Below are 20,489 nucleotides of genomic sequence, written 5' to 3' on the forward strand. Positions count from 1 at the left end.
GCCTCAACTCGACAGACTCCTCGCCTGCGTTTATCCTGTTTGCGTCGGCAATTGAGGTCGAAAGACGACACGACGTCCGGCGACAACCGGAGCCCGGTTCGCCTGATCAGCGGAGTTGCTTTGTCATGGAGATACCGCGTCGGGCACGCGGCGATGAGTTGCTCAAGCCGGGCCAGATGACCGGCCTGCGAGAATCCCTGCGCCGAATCTCGGGCAAGCACGACCTGGCAAGCGTGATCGCCTGCGCCTTCGACCATCGCACACGAATGCTCCCTTTTATTTACGCCGACACCCGCATGGCTCCCGCCGGCGTGAGGGCGATCGGCTCGGCGATGGCGGACGTCGGGTTTTCGAAGACCCGTATCGTGCTGCAACAGTGGAATCCCAACTTCAAGCCCAGCCTGATGCGGCTCGACGGTCGCGTTCCCGATCTCTTCATGGTTTCGAGCATGCAGATTCACACCGCTCAGTGCCATGCCCTGATTCGCGACGCCTGCCGTATCGACCCTTCCAAGAGACCCTTGATCATCGCCGGAGGCCCGAAGGTCATTTACGAACCATGGGATGTGTTCAGTTCTGATCCTCGGCAGCCCTGGGGTGCCGACGTGGCCGTGACCGGCGAGGAATATGTGCTGCTGAGTCTAATGGAGGTCCTGCTGAGCGTGCGAGCGGAAGGCGAACCGTTGCGGTCAGCCTTTCGACGAGCCCGTGACGGCGGCATGCTCGATGGGATCCCCGGGCTGGTGTACTCTTTGGGTGAGAAAGACGGCGTAGCCGAAGAGCTTGTCGACACCGGCACACAACGGCTGCTGAGCGACCTCGACGAGCTGCCGCACCCGGTTTTGGGGTATCGACTGCTTGAGCCGCCGAGCCGCGAGGCCACCCTGGCCGCCGAGAGCCTGCAGGCCGGCCGCGTGCGGAAGTACAGCCCGCTGGCGTCGCTGGTGCTGACCTTCGGCTGCAAGTTCAACTGTCCCTATTGCCCCATACCGGCATATAACCAACGACAGCATCGGGCCAAGAGCGGGGCGCGCATTGCCGACGAGTTCATCCGGCTGCACCAGGAATATGGCATCCGCTATTTCTTCGGGACGGACGACAACTTCTTCAACAACAAGCAACGGACGCTGGGAATTGTCGAGACTCTGGCCCGCAGTGCGATCAACGGAGGCAAGTTCCGCAAGACGGTCCGCTGGGCGACCGAAGTAACGGTTCACGACACCCTGCAAATGCGGGATCACCTCTCACTTGTTCGGGCAGGCGGGATAAGGGCCCTGTGGCTTGGTGTGGAAGATATGACGGGCGCACTGATTCGGAAGGGCCAGAGCGTCGATGGGACCGAAGAGGTGTTTCGTCTCTTATCGAGACACGGCATTGTTCCGATGCCCATGATGATGCACCACGATGGCCAGCCCTTGTATACGCGCGGCAGCCCCTGCGGCCTGCTGAACCAGGTGCGTTTGCTTCGCCGAGCCGGGGCTGCCGGCCTGCAGGTGTTGATGATTACCCCGGCAACGGGATCCAGGGGATATGAAGAAAGCTTCACTTCCGGCCTGACGTACGCTATCGCAGCCGGTCGCCAGGTCGAGCAGCACATGCTGGACGGCAACTATGTGGTGGCATCCCGGGACCCGCGGCCCTGGCGCAAACAGTTGAACATCATGCTGGCGTACCTCTACTTCTACAATCCGCTGCGCTTTCTCCGGGCAATCATCCGGCCCAGGACCAGGCTTTATCTCGCGGATGCTATGATGCAGGTTCTCGGAATGTGGGGCACCATTCAGACCGTTCGGCGCACGCTTGGCTGGGCATTGTGTCTGAAGCGAGGCCCGATCAGGCGGCACACTCGCCCGCCACAGCCCGCCGTCCCTGTGCGGAAAGCGGCTGTCTCGACGTCGGTTCTGGCCCAGGCGGATGCGTAAGACGAACCCGCATCGGCGTGATTCAACGAGCACCCAGGACGGCCACGTTGTCGATGCGGCCCGAGTCGCTGAAGGTGTTGAATTGCCACACAAGCCGCAGCGCGAAGTCGGGGTTGTCTGCCGTTCCTTGAGCTGTTGAGAGATCGACCACTTTTCGAGTCCATTCGGCGGGCAGGTCACCGGCCTTGAAGACGCGGGCGGTTGTCCACGGCCCCTCTGGTCCCGTGGTGCTGTAGCAGACGCCGAGCTGATCTTCGCTGGAGCCGTCGACGCCGCCCTCAACGCCGTCGGTTTGTCCGCACGGCGGGGCGGCCAGATCGCCAATCACATCAAACTCAACTCGGATGTCTCGGAATCCTCTGGTGGAGATGGCTCGCGTCAGGATCGTCCCTTCTCGCGTGCAGCGGTTGTCATCATTGGCACCGTGACCGACCGAGAAAACGGTTCCGCCCGGATGCCCGCCAAGAACCTGCCAGGATATGCTCGCCGGCCCATACTTGCCGCCCATCCAAGTCTCCAGTCTCCAACCTTCCGGACCGGTGTTGAACGGGAACATGGCGACGGTATCGGCCGGTAGCGGCGAAACACGGACGGGCCACGTCACCTCGGCCACGCCCCTAGTGTTGGCCGCTCGGACGGTGATGCTCCGATCGCTGCCGACGTGCTGCGCTGTTGGAGTCCAGCCACGAACGAACCCATGCCGGTCAACGGTGAGCCCGGGCGGGCCCTCAATCACCGACCAGTCGGTCGCCGGGCATCGCTGGGTCAGTGACAGTTGTTTGACGTATTCGATCCCAACCCACGCCGCGTCCGGGTCGGCCATGGCGTGCGGAAAGGCCGTCGGCCCGTCGGGCCTTGTGACTTCCCATGTGTCCGTCTTTCGAAAGACGCCTTCGTGCAGAGGGCGATAGACATCGAAGGTCACTTCGCTGCGCCCGACGTGGACGCGGACGTAGCTGTCGTACTTGGAGTTGCCTCGCGACTGTGCAACGCTGACCTGCCAGACACCGTCTTTGAGATACCGCGCATAACGATGTATGTGCCCGTTGAAGTATGCCACCACGCGGTGGTCGCTGAGCAGTTCCCAGAGGGCATCACGCTGGGCAGGGTACTCGTTCAGACTGTCGTTCTCATGCCGGACGTCGCCCCAATCGGCGTCCGGCTGAGGGAAGGCGGGTTCATGGGCTGCGACGAAAATCCATTTCTTGTCGGTGGCGGCAAGGTCGTCGGCCAGCCAGTAGTAGAGCTGAGGGATGACCTTGCCGGCCGTGCCCGGCCGTCGCGTACCGTGGTCCGTGCACCCGTCGTAGTAAAGATTCAAGACAACAAAGTGTGCGTCGCCGTAGTCGAATGAGTACGTGGTCGTCTCGCTGTTGAAAGGCCCGACGTTGACGATGTACGGCAACTCACGAAGGTGACTGCGGATGAACCGCATCGATTTCTCGGGCTCTTTCTGGTCGTTGTTGCCCAGCACGCAGTACCAGGGGAAGTCGGCCCCAAAGGCCTTCTTCAGCTCAATGTCCTGGGCTTCGATTCCCGGCATATGGTCGCCCACATGAATCATGAATGCACCCGGTCCACCCGTGTCCTTGATGTCCCGAAAAAGAAGACGCAATTCGTCGGGAGCCGTAAAAGCGGCACCCTCGATGTCCGCGGTTACGGTGAAAGTGAAGGACGAAGACGAGGCGCCTTGAGAAGTACCGCATCCGCTGACCGCGTGGAACAAGATCACGCAAGCACACACGACGACAAACATAGACACGGTTCTTCCGATCATGGTTGTGTATTCTCCGACAGTAAGTGCTCCGGGTTCACGTTTTGCCGCCGGTCCCGCATCGCTTCCACCAATCCTGTCAGCGAACAAGCATACCACACCAAAGCCTCGAAAACAGACAGTCGCAAGGCCGTCCAGAACCGGTGCGCATCGGTCGATGCCCCGAGTTGACCCGAGGATTGTCATGAGCAATAATAAGAGTTGCGGTTGCCCCTCGTTGCATCTGGAAGGTCGGTATCCATGCGCCGAAAGTGCGCGCTGATGCCGCGGATCGACTGGATGGCCGGGAGGGTTTGCGATCCTTGCAGTGAACCTCATTCCTTTGTGAGACCGAGCATCCCGTTCGAGACGATACCCGAAGGAAGCCGCTTGTAAAGACGTTTTTGTCTGTCCTGATGAGGAGTGATTCAATGCTGAGGACTTGTCTTTTTTGCCAGTCGTTAATTCTGCTCGGATTGCTTTCTGCCCCGGCCGAGGCCGTTGCTCCGCCCGAATGGGCGGTTATGGAATGTCGCGGGCTCAAGGCCTGGACGGAGGTGATCTATTACTGGATCGATCGCCAAGCCGAGGACGGCAGCTTCGGGTTCGGGCTTAACGATGACTGCGAGTTCTACGAGATGTGGCCGATTGTCGTCATGGCGGCGGACGATCAGCGGATTATCGAATCGCTGCGCAAGGCCCTCGACTGGGTGTGGTACAACGAGTCGCTGATGGATGGTTATGAGTCCGGTGCCCGTGACGTGGCCCACGCGGCCGAGGTGACGTCCAACACCCAACCGCTGATGACGATCATCGACTACGGCAATCCCGTGTTCATCGAACGCATGATGACCACAAGCAAGAATGTCGAGAAATGGACCGCCGTCAACGCCAGGGGCCACCGTCATTTCCGATCCAACTTTTTTGGTTCCCAGGAGATCTGGGAACACGCCTATTTCGGGTCGGATGCCGGTATTTGCGCCCGCGCGATGATTCCTGCGATGCATCTGTTGTGGTACAACCGCGATCCCCACCTGGCTCGTTATTGCCTGGAATGGGGCCGGGCATGGGTCGACCACGCCAAGGAGACGGCCTATGGCAAGCCTTACGGAATGCTGCCGTGCGAGGTGGTGTTTGCCACGGATGAGGCCGGCGGATTCACGCGCACCTGGTATACCGGGGCGGTCGTCCTCCATAATCAGCGTATCCGCTTGCTCGAGCTGCTGATTCTCGACTATGCGATCAGCGGCGATCCGGACTTTCTGCTCCCGGCGCGCACGGAACTGGGCATGTACGGGATGCTTCGGCACGGATATGCGATCAAGGACATTCTCGGTCCGGAGAATCGCTCGAACGCCGATTCTGTCACGCTGCCGCCGGACGAGAAGACCCGCTACGGACGGACGGGTGCAGAATTGCTTTACACCTATCGCTGGGCCACTGGGGACCACGAGTACGATCGCTGGTGGGGTTCGCCGCCCCGTATGACGAGACAGATCGCACTCGAAGCCGGCAGGAAAGCCGTTGAGTACGCCCGGGTTGAGGCCGAGAAGGCGAGGCGGATCAATATCAGGAACGGGACGGACAATTACGAAGCGTCCATCGACCTGTTGGGCGAGCACTTCCCGCTGTTGTACTACGGTACCGACCACTCCAGCCCCGATTTTGTGGATTTGCCGTTTCCACCGGTGCGGTGGCTGCGAGGCGACTATGAGCTGGCCGTGGTCATGCTCGAACACAGCCTGACCCGCTTCAAGGCACTGTGCTGCAACGTGGGCGAGAAACCTCGCTCCATCGGTGCTCAACTTTTCCAGTTGGAGCCCGGGGCATATCGAGTGACCTTCGGGATCGACGCCAATGCGGACGATCGGCCGGACCGGCTGGTTCGCGATGAAACCGTCATCATTGAACGAGGCTCCATTCTGGATTTCGACCTGGAGCCGGGTTACGAGTATATCATGGAGTTCATTCAGTTGGCTGAAGGCCCCGCTTGGGAATCGCGGGCGGATGTGGCGGTCTGTAGCGACGACCTGTTTTGCGTTCCGGCGGCTCCAGATCCGGGGACGGAGGCAGAACTGAGAATTCGGGTGCACAACATCGGCACTGAGGACGCCCGGCAGGTGAAGGTGCTGGCCGAGGAACTGGGCTCCGGCAGGGTCATCGGAGAGCAACTCATCGAGACATTGGCTTGTCCCCGTGCCCTGGTGCCCAGCAGCGTGATGGTCTCGATGCCCTGGCGGGTCGGCCCAAAGGCAACGGGCGTGCGCGTGCGGGTGGACACGGGCAATCTGGTGAAGGAAATCTACGAGGGCAACAACGCGGCCGAGCGAAGATTGGCTGATTTGCCCGAAGGACCGCGCCCGCTGCGCCCCATTTACCTGCCCGGTTGGTACCGTGACCAGCAGAAAGGGCCGGTGCCGGAGTTGACCGCCGTCTATGTCGAAGGGATCACCGTTGACGGTCGCCTGGACGAGCCCGGCTGGCAGAAGGCCGAGCGCATCGGTCCGCTCAGGACCAACCACAATGAACCGTCCGAGAAGCCCACGTACGTGCGGCTCGCGTACGGCTCGGACGCTTTCTACGTGGCCATCGAGGCCACGGAGCCGAGGATGGACCTGCTCGTAGCCAATGCCCGAGGACCGGATAGCGCGGGTATCTTCGGCGACGATTCCTTTGAGGTGTTCATCGACAGCAGGTTCGACAAGATGGATTACTATCAATTCGCTGCTAACACGGCCGGTGCCACGATCGAGGGACGGTTCTACAACTTCACCTTGTACAACGAACCATGGGAATGCAAGGTCCAGAAGGGAAAGGATCTTTGGGTTGCCGAGGTGCGCATCCCGTTCAAGTCGGTTAATGCACAGCCGCAACCGGGCAGCAAGTGGGGTGTTAACGTCTACAGAACGGCCATGACGTTCACTATGCCGCAGTCCTTGGAAGATCGCGAAAAGGGCTGGAAACATACGGAGCAGATCGCCCTCTCACCGACCTTCACGGGTTATCATGAGGTGGGACGATTCGCTGCGGTTACCTTTGGTCCGAAGCAATGATCGCTGGCGAGACAAACAAGAGGAGCTTGACAGGGGCTTCTATGGGCGCAGGTAGTACGCCGCCCACACATTGCCCAGATTAAGCCTGACGGCTTGCTCGAACTCCTGTTTGGCTTCCGAGGGTTTTCCCTTGCCCAGCAGGCCCAGGCCGATGGACAGGTGAGCCGATGCGGCGCGCGCGTTGGTCGCCTCCTGCTCGCCGAATTTGGCAAAGAAGTCGGGCTCGTCGGTTCTGGTCGTCAGCTTCTCCTTGCCGGTCCTGATGAGATCGTCGAACACCTTCGCGGCCTCGTCAGCCTTGCCCAGCTCCGCCAGGCAGAGCGCGTGGCAGTACCGGGTCTGCGGGATCGAGGCCGAGCCTGGGTGCGAGGCGCCTTCCTCGAAGGCCTCCCCGGCCTTGGCGGTTTCACCGAGAGCTTTTCGCGCCATTGCCGTATGGTAGGCGATCTCGGGGACGCGGAGGTTGTTCCGCGGCGTCGCGAGATTCTTCGGCGACTCGGCCGCTCGCTGAAAATCGGCCAGAGCCTCGACGTTCCTGCCGACTCTCAGCAATGTCAGGCCTCGTAGCAGATGGGCATCAACGTATGTTTCGTAAACGTGGCCTGTGTCCTCGCGGGCGTGGAATTGACTCTTTGACAGGTGGTCAATGGCCTGCTCGTATCGCCCGACCAGCACGAGCACCATGATCTCACGAAGCAGGCTGTCTTGATGCTGCCGAACGACCTCATGGTTCTTCTCCAGGACTGCCAGGCGACGCGCAGGATCCACGTTTGCTGTTTCGTATAGACCGTCCAACTCGAAGAACAGCCGCGGATCCATCGGGTTGCGGGTGACGGCCTTCTCGTAGCACTCGATCGCACGGCCGACGTCATTGAGAACCCGGTGGCAGGCCCATCCCAGATTACGATGCACCATGGCGAACTGATCATCGATCGCGGCCGACTTTTCCCAGCACGCGATCGCCGCTTCAGGCTGAAGATCAAACAGCAGATTGCCCAGATGGTAGTGGGCTCGGGCATCGGAGGGATTTGCCCGAATGGCTGCGTTGAGAACGTCCGCCGTCTCCAGCCGAAAAGGGAAACAGTAGTCGCTCGGCATTGCCGCGGCCCGCGTGTAGGACTCATGGGCCTGCGCTGGGTTCCCCTTCTGCTCGTAAAGGTATCCGAGGTAGTAATGCACAAGCGGATAGGTCGCGGCGAAGGGCATCTTCGTCTCGATCGGCCGACGGAGCACCTCGATCGCCTCGTTCCACTGGCTGCAGTTCATGTAGTCGGTGGCTAGCTCGAGATAAGATTGCACTTCGTCCCGCATCAGGCGTCTCAGCTCGACCAGTACGTCCGCCGCGGCATTGGGGGCCTTCTCAGCGGCCAGGGCCAGGTACAGTTCGTTGCGGGCGAAGAAGTCGAGCGGATCATTGGCCAACGCTGCGGACGATGACGCCTTGGCGGCCTGATAGTCCCCAAGCTTTCGCAGAACCAGCGATTGGAGACTGCGGGCCTTGTTGTTCAGGGTGTTGGTCGAGAGCGACCGCTCGATCTGCTCCCTCGCTTCCACGAACGCACCTTCTCGACAGGAAAGCTCCGCAAGCTGATTAAACGCCGCCGAGTGAAAGGCCTGGTCCCAGGATGCCCGATAGAAGTTGTCGTACGCTTCGTCACACCTGCCCTGAGCGCGCAGCGACAAGCCGAGTTGGTAATACGCCTCAGTGTCGCCCGGGCGGGTGTACGCTGCCGAAAGTCGCTCGATTGCCCGCCGCAGGTGCTTTTCAGCCTCCTCGTACAAGCCTCTCTTGTTGGCGCGAACCCCAAGAATGGTGTTGCAGCGGGTGTCGCCCGGGTCGCGTTTCAATGCCTCGCGGTAGTAGTCGTCGGGGTTGACGCCGGGGTTATGGATCTGCTCGATTCGCAGGCCGGTCAGGTATAATTCCTCGATATTCTTGATCTCCTGGGGTCCCGGAGGAGCCTTCACGACGGCGGGCAACTCCTTGACCGGCTCGCGTTGGACCGGTTGGTACGCAATGAGTTCCCGACCGTCGGCCGAAATCAGCACCGCCCGCAGATCGGCCCGGCTCACGCCCGCCGGAACCGCGATCTCCCGGGCAAAAGGCTTCTCGGGTCCTATCTCGACGGTTTGCTCGAAGAGAGTTGTGCCGGCCGCGCTCAGGATTACCTTGGCGTTGTCGTGCTTCGTCGTCGCGTGAAACCCGAACGCCAGTTGGTTGTCCGGCTTCAGTTCCAGGTTAACTGCGCCGTTCAGGTTGGCGTTCTTGAAGCCGCCGATCTGGCGAACAGGATACCAGTATTGCTTGATGACCTTGGTTTCATACGGCTTGATCCAACTGTAGTCCGGCTGGTTGTCCGACCAAGCCCCGACCATGAGTTCGACGTAGGGACCGTCGTTGTCGGTCAGGATGCTGTCCCACAGACGAGCGGCTTCGCCCTTGCCCCACTCCCAGACCTTGGCCCCGCATACCAGGTGATGATTAGCGACATGCACCACGCCCGCCTGTCGGCCGTGATCATAACCGCCCATGAAGTCCTCTTGCAGGTTCCACGCGAAGAACGAGTTTGGGTTCGGCATGTTCTTCCACCAGCTCAAGTCGACGCCGGTGTAATCGCGTCCGAGGTACCGACCCTGTGCGATGGGCCATGTCGTGAAGTCGATCTTCGAGTGGTGGGTCACCACCTGCACGCTGGGCGGGAAGATGATCTGGTAGTCCTCGTTGACATGGACGGCCACGTTCGCCCAATAGAGGATCGAATGCGGCTGCGGCGTGCGATTGAAGAGCTTGACAGTCGCCTCAACGTAAGATCTGCCCGGGTGGAGTGTCAGGCCGACCAGCCATCTCATCCGGTGCCGCCGTTCGGTTTCCCCAAGCCAGATCGTTTTGCTGCCGTCGGGGTCCTCCGCGAGGCAGTAGTCCACGGGCATGAAGGTTGTGTTCCGATGATGGTGAAAGGCACACCACTCGACACCGCCGGAGATCCAGGCTCCGAGCATTCCGATAAAGGCCGGCTTGATCACGTGCTGGCGATAGAAGAAATCGTAGCCGTTGGTCTTATCGGTCGCGGCAAACAGCCGCCCGCCGATCTCCGGCAGTACGGTCAGCTTCACGTACTGGTTTTCGAGGTTCAGGGCCGTGTACGACCGCTCTTCGCGAACGTGGGTGAGGCGATCCTGAAGAGCATAGGGATAGACTCGCTTCTGAGCACCCTGATAGGACTCCTTCGAATAGAAGATCGGATTGGGATCCGGCGCGCCCACCCGGTAGGTCGGGACGACCACCTGCTCTTCCCAGACCCTGACATCGCCATGGGCCGCGCCGGTCGAAAGCACGAGAGTCAAACCGCAGGTTGCCGCAAGATTGAGCCGCTTGCCGCGTCTGATCACGTTCGCCTTCCTCCTTGCCGTCACCGGCTCGGGTCGTCTGAGGGTTCTGCCGTAGCATCAGGTTCTTGGTGGCCCGTAGGGCTCGCGATAGGCGGTGCGACGGAGCATCTCCGTGGCCTGCGTGTCAACCGTCTCATACGTCGAATCGGCGAAACAAGCCAGTTCACCGGGCTTGGAGTAGATCCTGCGGCCCGTGCGATATGCGATATTAGCCAGGTGACAGGCGGCGGCGGCGTACTGGCCGACCTCGATGGAGGCTTTCGGCTCCGCACGGGTCCGCACACAGCTCACGAAATCCTGGAGGTGTGCCAGGGTCAACGCATCGAACGGTGGATTGGCGTTCTCGACGGGGGCCGTGTCAATCGGTTTGTCCTGACGCAGTGCGGCAGGGAGCACCGCCGACCCGCGCCGATCGACCAGGAGAGTCGCCTCTTCACCGTGGAAGAGCGCCCCGCTGTGCATGGAGCTGATCGCATCGAACATATCGTTGTGTGCAGGCACCGGCGGACCCCACACGGCGTGCCCGTTACCCAGTCTCAGTGAGTAGACGTGCGTGAAACGGCCCGGACGCGGCAGGAGTTGCGTGTCATACTCGAAGATCACCTCCATCGTGTCCGGCGTCTCGCGGAAATCACCGAGACCCTGGTTACCGCCGACGGCGGTGACGCTCACCGGGCCGTTAACCCGCATCGCCCAGTGGATCAGATCCTGGTAGTGAACGTTCCAGCGAGTTAGCATGCCGCCGCCGTATTCCCACCAGTTGTAAAACAGGCCGTGGGTGCGCCCCGGGTTGTACGGCCGCACCGGGGCGGGGCCGAGCCACTTGTCATAGTCGAGGGACGCCGGCGGTTGAGCGTCGTCGGAAGGGGGCACCGGCTTGAGCTTCGCAAAGTTCCAACTGCGAGTCTGGGCGATCTTGCCCAGTGTGCCTGCCCGCACTTGCTGTACCGCGTCACGGAACCAAGCGGCCGATCGGTGCTGCATGCCGACTTGGACGACTCGGAAGTGCTTCCTTGTTATTCGGGCCATCGCCGCCCCCTCGAGGACATTGTGGCCGACAGGCGACTCAACATAAACGTCCTTACCGGCCGTGCAGGCATAGACGTGCTGAACGGCGTGCCAATGATCAGGCGTGGCAATGACCACGGCGTGGACGTCCGAGCGGTCAAGCATCTTGCGAAAATCAGCGACTGCGTCGGGTCTGCGACGACCGGCCTTCTCGACGCGCTGAGCTGCCAAACCCACCCGTTCCGAGTCGACATCGCAGACTGCGGGAATGTCGACATCCTCCTGCCGGAGCAACAGATCGAGAAGCTGCCAGCCGCGCTGGCCGCAGCCGATCAAACCTACCCCGACGCGCTCACCCGCACCGAGCGACGAGCCCACTGGACGAGTCGATTGGCCGACCAACGTGCGGGCCCACGCGGCGCCAACGGCAGCCGCGCCGGCACGAGCAAGCACCGTTCGACGTGAGATATTCTTCTTCATCTCATGATTCTCCATCTGCCGGCCGGATGAGGCTCCCGAAGACCTCACTTCAGCGTGATCTGGCATCGCAGGCCCGCTCGCAGAGGCATCAGATCTCGCATACTCACCTTCTCAATCTGCTTGCCGGGCTCTGACGAAGTCACCCACACCTGCTCGATCTCGCCATCGGCCAGAATCTTGTTGACCGCCATACCATCAGCGAAGGTCTTCGTGACGTCAACCGACAGCTTCTTGCCGTCGGCTGACACCTCGCCGATCGCCCAAAACGTTGGTGTGATGATCGGCCATTTGCCGGGGCAGACTTTGGCCAGAGCTCTCGGCCTGAGGGTCAAAGTGCCGCTGACGGCGTCGTAATGCGTATCGGCCAGGGCCTGGTAGGCCAGCCAACTGGCCGGGGCGGTCATGTAGAAGACGCCCCAGTCGATCCGGGCGGTGATCGGGTCGTAGTAGAGGCTCTGGTCCCACGGGTCCGGGCCGTTCGCGGCGATGATGTTGTCGCGCATGGCCTTGATCAGGTCCCAGCCGGTCGGGGCCATGTCGAAGAGGAACGCGCTGCCGCACAGCAGGGCCCGCGAGTGCATCGGCCAGCTCACCGGAGCGTTACGGTGCTCGCCGTCGCGAGGGAAGAGCCGGCCGTCGGGGGTGACGATCTTGGGTGGCAGCTTGAAGTTCTCGTTCCAATGCAGGGCGAGCGTGTTGGACAGGGCGGTCTGGCGGACCTGCTCGTCGAAGATGCCGTCGAAGCCGAGCAGACGGCACCAGAACTCGCCGGCCATCTGCGAGAAATGGCTGGCGTCCGTCCTCTTGTTCTCCGGAGGCGGCGATGAGCCGTAGCGGAAGTAGTTGCCCGTCCATAGCTCCTTCATCGCCAGGTCGCGAGCCCGGTCGTAGCGGGCTTGGTACGTGGCCAGCAGCTTGTCATCGCCCATCTCGCGGGCGATGGTCATCGCAAGCTTCAAAGTGCACAGGTACAGGCCGGTGGTGTAGCTGAAAATGCGGTAGCTGTCTTCATCGTCGAAGGTGCTGCCACGTCCGGGGACGCCAAGTCTGTCCGGGTCCCAGTCGCCGGCCAGACAGTCGATGGCCTTGAGCACCTTGGGCCGCATCTCTTCCCAGAAGGTTTTGTCTCCGGTATAGCGATATACCTGGTACGACAAAATGCTGAACGCAGAGCACAGGTCCGGCCAGTCGAAGGCCTTGAGCTTGGCGGCGAAGTCGGCTGTGCCCAGGTCGTGGGTGATGCCACCGTTGTCGTTCTGCAGTTGCCCGAACTGGCGGAGTTCCTGCTTCTGAAGCTGCGGGAAGAGCAGGGCCAGGTGGTGTGAAGCGTAGAGCTTCTGATCCATGGTACCCATGCAACCGAACATGCTGGTCGCGCCTTCGTTGACGCTGAAGCGGCCGTCCTTGGTCAGCCAGGTGTCGGTGCTGAGAACATAGAGGTCGTTGAGCAGCATGTCGTTGAACCAGGCGGGGAGGTTGCTGCGGTCGAAGAGGTCGTGGAGAGCCTTGGTCTCCCCGAACAGACGTTCACGATTCTTGAGCACGTACTCCGCAACCTCCCGTACGTTCTTGAAGCGGTTGTGGTAGTAGTGGCCGAGATCCTCCTTGCCGAGCTGATGGAAGTGGTCCATGTACCAGGTGAGTATGAAGGGAACAACTACTGTTTCGCCGGGGAACAACTCGCCCCTGATGGAGACTCCGCCGGCCGTATGAGGTTGTGGCGATACGTTTCGCAGGTCATGTGGGGGAAGCCGCCCAAAATCCTTCCACTCTCGCGGACCAGTCTCCGCATTGTAGGGCATGAGTGTCCAGCCCGGACCGAACTCGCCCATGAAGTCAGGAAGCCATACCATCAGCGCATGATTCCCTTGCGAGTCTTTCTCCGTTTTCGGTCCGCCGCTGAAAATGAAGCCGGCCGGCGGACCATCCATGCCTCCGCTGAATGAGGTCGTCGTATTGCCCTCATCCTCGCGGAACCGAAGATAGTGGCCGGTCTTGCCCCACAGACTCCCTGGCTGAGGTCGGCCGCCGGAGCCGATCAGGTTCTCCCATGAGACCGCGACGGCCACATACTGTCTGTGCTTGGTTGTGTTCTCCAACTTAAACTCAAGTACAGCCGCAGGCAACGACGAGTCGTTGATGTTGCCGGGGATGATCGGCGACCAGGCAGTGAGCGCGATGGGAATCGGCCATGCCTTGTCGGTGAAAGTCATTTGGGCGATCGGATAACGGGCGTTGAAATCGATCTTCTCAACCGGCGTCAAGCCGACAGCAGGTTCGTCGCGCAGGATTCTCGCGTGCCCGTTCACGCTCGCGGCCATGAAGCACAGGTCGGGATGGTAGAACGGCGTGTCGATGTTGTTGTTGGTGGTGATATTGCGAAACGAGCCGTCGCGGGCGATTTCGATCTTGCCGGCCCCGATGCCGCCCAGGGGCATGCCGCAGCGGACCTCCTTGCCCTTTTCACGGTCGCGGATCCATCGCTCCGCCCGGCCGTGGGCGATGTAACGCTCGTTGGGGCTTACACACACGTAATCGAACTTGGGAACCGATGAGTCGGAGCCCAGCGGGAGCTTGAGCGTCAATAGCTCAAAGCCTCGCGGGTTGGCCCCGGTGGCCAAACGAACCCACTTCTTGCCTGTGGGTGTCCCTTCGGCCTTGATGACGGCCGGCTCGTACTTCCAGGGCTCCTTGCGATGGTCCTTGAAACCCAGGACCTCGATTCGCTCGAGCGGCTGGTCGGCATCGCCGCGGATGTACAGCCCTCGCGGCGTCACCGCCCCCGGCCCGACAAAATGGACCTCGACGCTCACGAGCCCGATCTTGTCGACCGCAAACTCCGAAGCCGCGTGCCAGTCGTACCACTCCTCGTTCATGTACCAGCGTTCGATCTCCGAGAATGCCGGGGTTGAGCCGAGCAGGATTGCCGCACATGTCCAGATACGGATTCTTGTCATCGTTCACCTACTGCAAACAAAGGTGGCGAAAAGCAAACCGCCAACACGCCGGGAAAGCAGGAAAGCGAATTCCCCGGGGACGAGTCCGCAAAGCCTGCTGGTCCAAGAAACCTTTCTCGCACCGCTTCGGCGGCGAATCTCTTTGCCACTGATCGTTGCGGGATCCGGGCCCGACGGCGGCGGCGCCGAGATCCGGGCGTCGCCACAACTTTTGGCCGTCCGGGCCTCAATTCTCCGCCGGTGCCGACCCTGTTGTCGATCTCTCAGCCTGCTCTTGCCTGGTTTCCTGCGGCCCGTCATTCAGCAGCATCTGCAAGAGCTGCTGATACTTTTCCGGGGCCAGCCAGTAGCCTTTGGCGATATCCCAACGGCACAACATGCACCATGATTCCGGCGTCCCCGGTCGACGGCGCGGAAAACCTCCTCGTATTGAGAGATCGACAGTGTAAAAGCCTTCCGAGATCGTCTCCTCCGACAACGGTTCTCCAGTAACCATGGCGACGCGCTCGTCGCCATGATACCGCCATCGGCCCTGCTCGTCCCAAGACTCCACCGAGACAACGGGTGTCAGCAGCGAGATGCGGAGATGCGAGTCCGCCGGTGCCTTGATAGGTTGCCCTTTGTACTCGAGCCTCTCGATGCGGCCCAGACAGGTCGGGCATGCCAGGCGCACGTACGAGAAGTCGAGAACCCATCCGTGTCTTTCCGTATGTCGCCAGGCTCGGTCAATGAAACAGAAATAAAACGTCGCCGCGATGACGCCAAGGACCATGAGGAGGGCGATAGGCCGTTTTCGTTTGCCGGTCATGACTGTTTAAGCGTTTCACCCCAGCCGATTCAACGAGCCCGCTGCGGCGAGCTCATGCCACCTCTTCTTCTTGGCGCTTTGGCGGTTCACTTTCCCTTATTCAGCTTCCGTCGCAGATCATCGTAGAATGCCCTGGCCTTGGCCAGCCTGTCAGAACCCCCTCGCCGCGTGGCGTGTTATCGCCTGCGATTTCGGGCCTCGCCGTCACTGGCACCGGCGACACAGACCATGGCTGGGGTGGTCTGTCCGGCAGCGGTGTCCATCAGCCGGAAGCGGACGATCGTCTTCTCCGTGCCTGCGGCAAGACCGGCAAAGAAAAGAGTAGCCGACGCAAACGAGACAGCGTGCACGGTCATATTCAAGTTCTTGCTCCCAAAGCACGACTTCCGATCACCACTTCAGGTCGTTTGCATCGCGTCGATGATGTTGTTTCGCGAGGCATATCGGGCGGGCAGAAGGCCGGCAATCAGGCAGATGGCCGCGGTGAAGGCCACGCCTAACCCGACCCAATGCCATGGCACCGTGGTCTCCAGAGCAAAGCCCCACACTTTGTACACAATCTTGTTCACTCCGTGGGCGGCAAGGAGCCCGACCGCGACTCCTCCCAGGCTGCCCAGCAGTCCCAGCACCAAGGCTTCGCCGATCACCAGGCGTCCGACCTGCCACTTGGTCGCACCCACCGCCCGTAACATCGCGATCTGCCTCGTTCGACTGGTGACATTGGCCATCATCAGATTGGCCACTCCTAAGGCGGCGATGAACAGGGCCACCGTGGGGACGCTGGCAAAAAGGAGCATGGCCCGTTGAATATCACGATCAATCTGATCCTTCAGTGCCCGGGCTGAGGCGTGCAGGGGGCTCGACGAGCCGACCTTGGCCGCCAGAAGCTGCATGACCAGTTCTTCCCGGAACGTGCGCCACCGTTGTTCGGGTGTGAGGTCCGCCCAGGCGGGGTTCGGGCCGCTGAGCAGCGATTCCTGAAATACCCGAAGCAGCGGTACCTGGAGCCAATGAATCGGCATGCCGGCGGTTCGCAGAGGCCTGCATTGCTCGACGATCCGGTCCAGTTCCTCAGATCGCTCCGGCAACGAGGCACGCCAGGTTTCGAGCATGTCGGCCAGCGCGCCGGCATCGCTTACTCGCGGAGGCATTTCTTCAGCAAACTCGGCCGGCGGAGATGTCTGGGGCAGATCGAAGTTGATCAGAAACATGCTGGCTACATCGGGAACTTCGAACAACCGTCGGGCGTCCTCGAAGGTGCCCATGACCACGAACGCGGAATGTTGTGTGAGCATTCCGCTGGCGTTGAAGTAGTTGGCGGCGATCTGCAGCGCGGGCGATGTCACCACTCCCCCGATCTCGAAGCGGTGCATTCTTCGTTTGGCCTCATTCATGCGGATATTGACCGTGTCGCCGACGTCGACCATATAGGTGCGCGTGAATTCGGGCGTCACCAGGATGTAACCGCCCTTACGCAGCTTGGCCTCGGCGTCTTGCTGGTTGCCTTGCACGAACTCCAGCTTCGCGATTCTGAAGAATTCATCCGGATCACCGGCGACGAACGTGCACCAGGGGAAGTAGAACAGACTCCGGCCGAAGACTGTGCAACGCAAACCCTCATTCACCAGGCAGCTTGACTTCACGCCTTTGAAGTCTTGTACCTGCCGTCGGGCTTTCTGCCTGTCCACCGGCGGACTGATGAACACGAACGCCTCGGCGAACTGGCTCGGGAAATCCCAGCCGCCGGCTATGGACTTGCCGAATACCACGAGCGAGACGATCAGCGAGAGGCCCACCATGAGCCCGCAGCAGATGGCCGCGGATCGCCACGCCGCCCGGCCGACCTGGTCGCTCAGCAGACGCCATTGAACACGCAGCACGGCGGCGGCGGCCATTACGGCCGCCTGCCCGACAAGTCGAATGGCGGCGGGCATGATCAGTGCACACCCGCCGTAGAGGAGCGAGATCAGCACAAGTGGATAAGCCGGGTGTCGGAGATGCTGGATCAACGGCGTCCACAGAATGGCGTAGAAGTACCCGGCCATCATTGCCAGCCCCACAGCTCCAGCCGTCCAGGTCACCAGCCCGGGAGCCGGCTGAGACTGCGGTCGAGAGGCGGCCAGCGGTGAGACGCGCATCGCCTGGACCGCGGGAATGGCTGCTCCGGCAAGCGTCGTGATGAGACCGCCGGCCAGGGCCAGAACCATGCCTGGCCGGCTGATGACCCATTGACCAATGTATTCCGGCGCCAGCCACACGCTGAGCCCGGCCAATCCTGCACCGATCGGGACACCCGCCAGGACGCCGGTCAACGCTACGGGCAGGGCCTCGGCCAGTACAATCATGGCCGTCTGCGTCCGCGTCATGCCCAGGCACCGGAGCATACCGAGCTGAGCGATTCGTTCCACCATTCCCATGCTCAGCGTCGACAGGATGATGAAAAAGCCGGTCAGCAGTGCTACGCTCGACAGCAGGCCCATGACAAACGCCGTTTGCTGCTCCGCATCCTCCACCTGTGCGAGCTTTGCCTCGCTGGAATTCACCAGGAAGCCCTGTTTGTCGCGGTCCACGATCTGGCGGACCTGTTGCTGTGTGGCGCGCAGCGCCTTCTGAGAGTAGTCATGGAGCAGGATGTCAATGCGGGTGACGCGGGCAACATCCTTGCTGATCTGCGACAGTTCCTGCATGCGGTCAAGACGCCCGACGATCAGCGGAGGCTGCTGCTTGGCCACCCGCCGGTGTTCGATGACGCCGACAATCGTAAAAACCGCGGACTGCTCGGTCGCTTTGATCCATTCCGGACCGCGGCAGCGAATCAGGACCTTGCTCCCGATCGCCAGACCTGTCTGCTCGGCGAGTTGACGTTCCACCAGCAGGCCGTCCGCGTCGTCCACTGTCAGAAGGCGACCACCGTTTCCAGGACGCTCCCTGCGGTATTGCCGGAAGTGGTACTCCGTTGCCGGCTCGATGCCCATGGCCATCACCGAGACACCGCTGCCCTCCACAAGCTTCCTGGTTTCAGGGTCTTCGATCAACGGTTGCAGGTACATGTAGTATTGCAGGCAGCAGGTAACGTGAGCGACATTCGGCAAGGCGGCGATCTTGTCCGCCAGATGTTGATTGACCTGACCGTTTTGCCCGAAGACGGATTCCACCGACAAATGGCTTCGCCCGATCCAGAGCCAGACTTGGTCTTCCAGCGACAGGCGCACCGATTCATAGGCACTGGTTACCCAGATGACCACGCCCACGCCGAGGGCAATGGCCCCGACGGCTCCGGCGGTTCGCCCCGGCTTAACGCGCCAGTTCCGTATACCGACTTGCGACCAGTGCCGCATCACTTGGTTTTATTCCCTCGATCCTACCGATGATCTGTCCGTCTTTGAGCACGTAAATCCTGTCTGCGTAGGAGGCCGCCGCGGCCTCGTGCGTGACCATCAGAACCGTCTTGCCCATCTCATGGGCCAGCCGACGGAGCAGTTCCCACACCTCGACCGCGCTGATCGAGTCGATGTTGCCCGTCGGCTCGTCGGCCAGGATCAGGGCCGGGTCATTGAGTAGAGCCCGTGCGATCGCCACGCGCTGCTGTTCGCCTCCCGACATCGCCTGTGGTCTGTGGCCGGCGCGATGCTCCAGGTGCACCAGTCGAATCATTTCCGCCACGCGAGATCTGATCTGGCTGCTGTTCAGGCCGTCGATCAGAAGGGGCACGGCCACGTTCTCCTCGGCCGTGAGAGTAGGCAGCAGGTTGTAAGCCTGGAAGATGATGCCTATGCGCTTTCGCCGAAACAGCGTCCGCTGACGGTCGGACATGCGCGTCAAATCCTTGGACTCGATTCTCACGGTTCCCGAGTCGGGCAGGTCAAGCCCGCCCGCCATGTGAAGAAGCGTGCTCTTGCCCGAACCGCTGGCCCCCATGATGGCTGCCAGCGTGCCCTGGGCCACCGAGAGCGAAACGCCGTTCAATGCCCGGATTACCTGGCTGCCCAGTCGGAAGCTCTTGTGAAGGTTCTCAATCTCCAGGACGTCGGTCATGATTCTCTCAGACCCCGCAGGAGCGGTTTCGATTCAACGCTCATGCCCCAAAGGGATGGCCAGGGACTTCCAGAGCCCCTACGTGCCAGGCCAAAGCTCCCTGCAATTCCTTCACGTTGTGGCCTTCTGCTGCCTGGGGTACACTCACCGCCCGGAGGTACCGCATGAGGCTTGTGGTTACTGCCGACCTTCATTACGACATTGCCCGCAGCATGGCGCCGGCCCGCAGAGTGGCCGAGCAGATCTGCGGACTCGATGCCGACGCGCTGCTGGTTCTCGGCGACGTCGGCGGCCGGGACCCCGATATTGTACGCGATGGCCTTCATCTTTTCGACAGATTCAAGGGTCGCAGATTCTTCGTTGCAGGCAACCACGACATCTGGACCAATCCCGGCGAGGACTCCCTTGACCGCTTAGAGCGGGTGTTGCCCCAAATCTGTCAAGATGCAGGGTTTCACGATCTCGGCCTGGCCCCGGCCGAGGTGGACGGCGTCGGCCTGGCCGGTTCGATCGGCTGGTATGACTACAGTTTCCGCTCGGAGCAATTGCACATCCCGCTGCGATTTTACGAAGCCAAAATCGCCCCTGGCGCGGCCTCTCGCCTGGATGAATACGCCCATCTGGTGGCAGACCTCTCGGATGTCCCTGAAGAGGCTTTGCGCATCGGAACGCGCTGGATGGACGGCGAGCACGTGCGCCTCCCGATGAGCGACGTCGATTTCTGCCGGCGGTTGGTCGAACGCGCCGATGCCCACCTGCGGCAACTGGAGCGGATCTGCCGCACGATCATTTTCGGTATCCATCACCTGCCCTTTGAGGAGCTGGTTCCGCATCAAGACCACCCTGGCTGGGCGTTCGGGTCAGCCTTCCTGGGAAGTACGCGCTTCGGCGAGCTCCTTCTGCGATGCCCGAAGGTGCGATACGTGTTCTGCGGCCACAGCCATCGCGAGCACCGCATGCGAATCGGACATATCGATTGCGTCGACGTCGGTTGCACCTACATATCCAAACGCTATGAGATCGTAGAAGTGTAGATCAGCGGCAGAGCCTTGAGGATGCCGCGAGGGGAGTCACGAGGGGCCG

General features: G+C 61.3%; 11 protein-coding genes. 3 read left to right on the forward strand and 8 right to left on the reverse strand.

The window, feature by feature from the left end:
• Positions 1 to 125 precede the first annotated feature (125 nt).
• The gene (locus tag PLL20_00400; GenBank protein ID HPD28424.1) at positions 126 to 1,922 is read left to right on the forward strand and encodes a radical SAM protein; all 1,797 of its coding nucleotides are present in this window, start codon (positions 126 to 128) and stop codon (positions 1,920 to 1,922) included.
• Between the two features lie 22 nt (positions 1,923 to 1,944).
• Here the strand turns inward: PLL20_00400 and PLL20_00405 are convergent, their stop codons facing one another.
• Positions 1,945 to 3,699 (reverse strand): metallophosphoesterase, encoded by a 1,755-nt coding sequence (locus tag PLL20_00405; protein HPD28425.1) that lies wholly within the window; start codon positions 3,697 to 3,699, stop codon positions 1,945 to 1,947.
• A 407-nt stretch (positions 3,700 to 4,106) separates the two neighbouring features.
• Here PLL20_00405 and PLL20_00410 point away from each other — a divergent pair, with 407 nt between their 5' ends.
• Positions 4,107 to 6,728: a sugar-binding protein gene (locus tag PLL20_00410; protein ID HPD28426.1), complete on the forward strand. Its 2,622-nt coding sequence runs from the start codon at positions 4,107 to 4,109 to the stop codon at positions 6,726 to 6,728.
• Between the two features lie 39 nt (positions 6,729 to 6,767).
• Here PLL20_00410 and PLL20_00415 read toward each other — a convergent pair whose 3' ends face one another.
• From PLL20_00415 to PLL20_00445, 7 genes are all read right to left on the reverse strand, one after another.
• Positions 6,768 to 10,118 (reverse strand): DUF5107 domain-containing protein, encoded by a 3,351-nt coding sequence (locus tag PLL20_00415; protein ID HPD28427.1) that lies wholly within the window; start codon positions 10,116 to 10,118, stop codon positions 6,768 to 6,770.
• 57 nt (positions 10,119 to 10,175) lie between these two features.
• Entirely contained in the window at positions 10,176 to 11,606 is a 1,431-nt protein-coding gene (locus PLL20_00420) for a Gfo/Idh/MocA family oxidoreductase (GenBank protein ID HPD28428.1), read from the reverse strand.
• Between the two features lie 44 nt (positions 11,607 to 11,650).
• Positions 11,651 to 14,563, reverse strand: coding sequence for a GH116 family glycosyl-hydrolase (locus tag PLL20_00425; protein HPD28429.1), 2,913 nt, complete (start codon positions 14,561 to 14,563; stop codon positions 11,651 to 11,653).
• A 226-nt stretch (positions 14,564 to 14,789) separates the two neighbouring features.
• A complete protein-coding gene (locus PLL20_00430) occupies positions 14,790 to 15,371 on the reverse strand; it encodes a hypothetical protein (protein ID HPD28430.1) in 582 nt (193 codons plus the stop codon).
• 176 nt (positions 15,372 to 15,547) lie between these two features.
• On the reverse strand, positions 15,548 to 15,733 hold the full coding sequence (locus PLL20_00435) for a hypothetical protein (GenBank protein HPD28431.1): 186 nt from the start codon (positions 15,731 to 15,733) through the stop codon (positions 15,548 to 15,550).
• A 36-nt stretch (positions 15,734 to 15,769) separates the two neighbouring features.
• A complete protein-coding gene (locus PLL20_00440) occupies positions 15,770 to 18,709 on the reverse strand; it encodes an FtsX-like permease family protein (GenBank protein HPD28432.1) in 2,940 nt (979 codons plus the stop codon).
• Positions 18,666 to 19,406, reverse strand: a complete 741-nt coding sequence (locus tag PLL20_00445) for an ABC transporter ATP-binding protein (GenBank protein HPD28433.1) — start codon at positions 19,404 to 19,406, stop codon at positions 18,666 to 18,668. The genes PLL20_00440 and PLL20_00445 overlap by 44 nt, the downstream gene beginning before the upstream one ends.
• Before the next feature lie 164 nt (positions 19,407 to 19,570).
• On the opposite strand from PLL20_00445, the gene PLL20_00450 reads away from it, so the two are divergent.
• Complete coding sequence (locus tag PLL20_00450; GenBank protein ID HPD28434.1) at positions 19,571 to 20,440, forward strand: metallophosphoesterase; 870 nt, start codon at positions 19,571 to 19,573, stop codon at positions 20,438 to 20,440.
• Positions 20,441 to 20,489 lie beyond the last annotated feature (49 nt).

The organism is Phycisphaerae bacterium, from assembly GCA_035384605.1.
GTDB lineage: Bacteria > Planctomycetota > Phycisphaerae > UBA1845 > PWPN01 > JAUCQB01.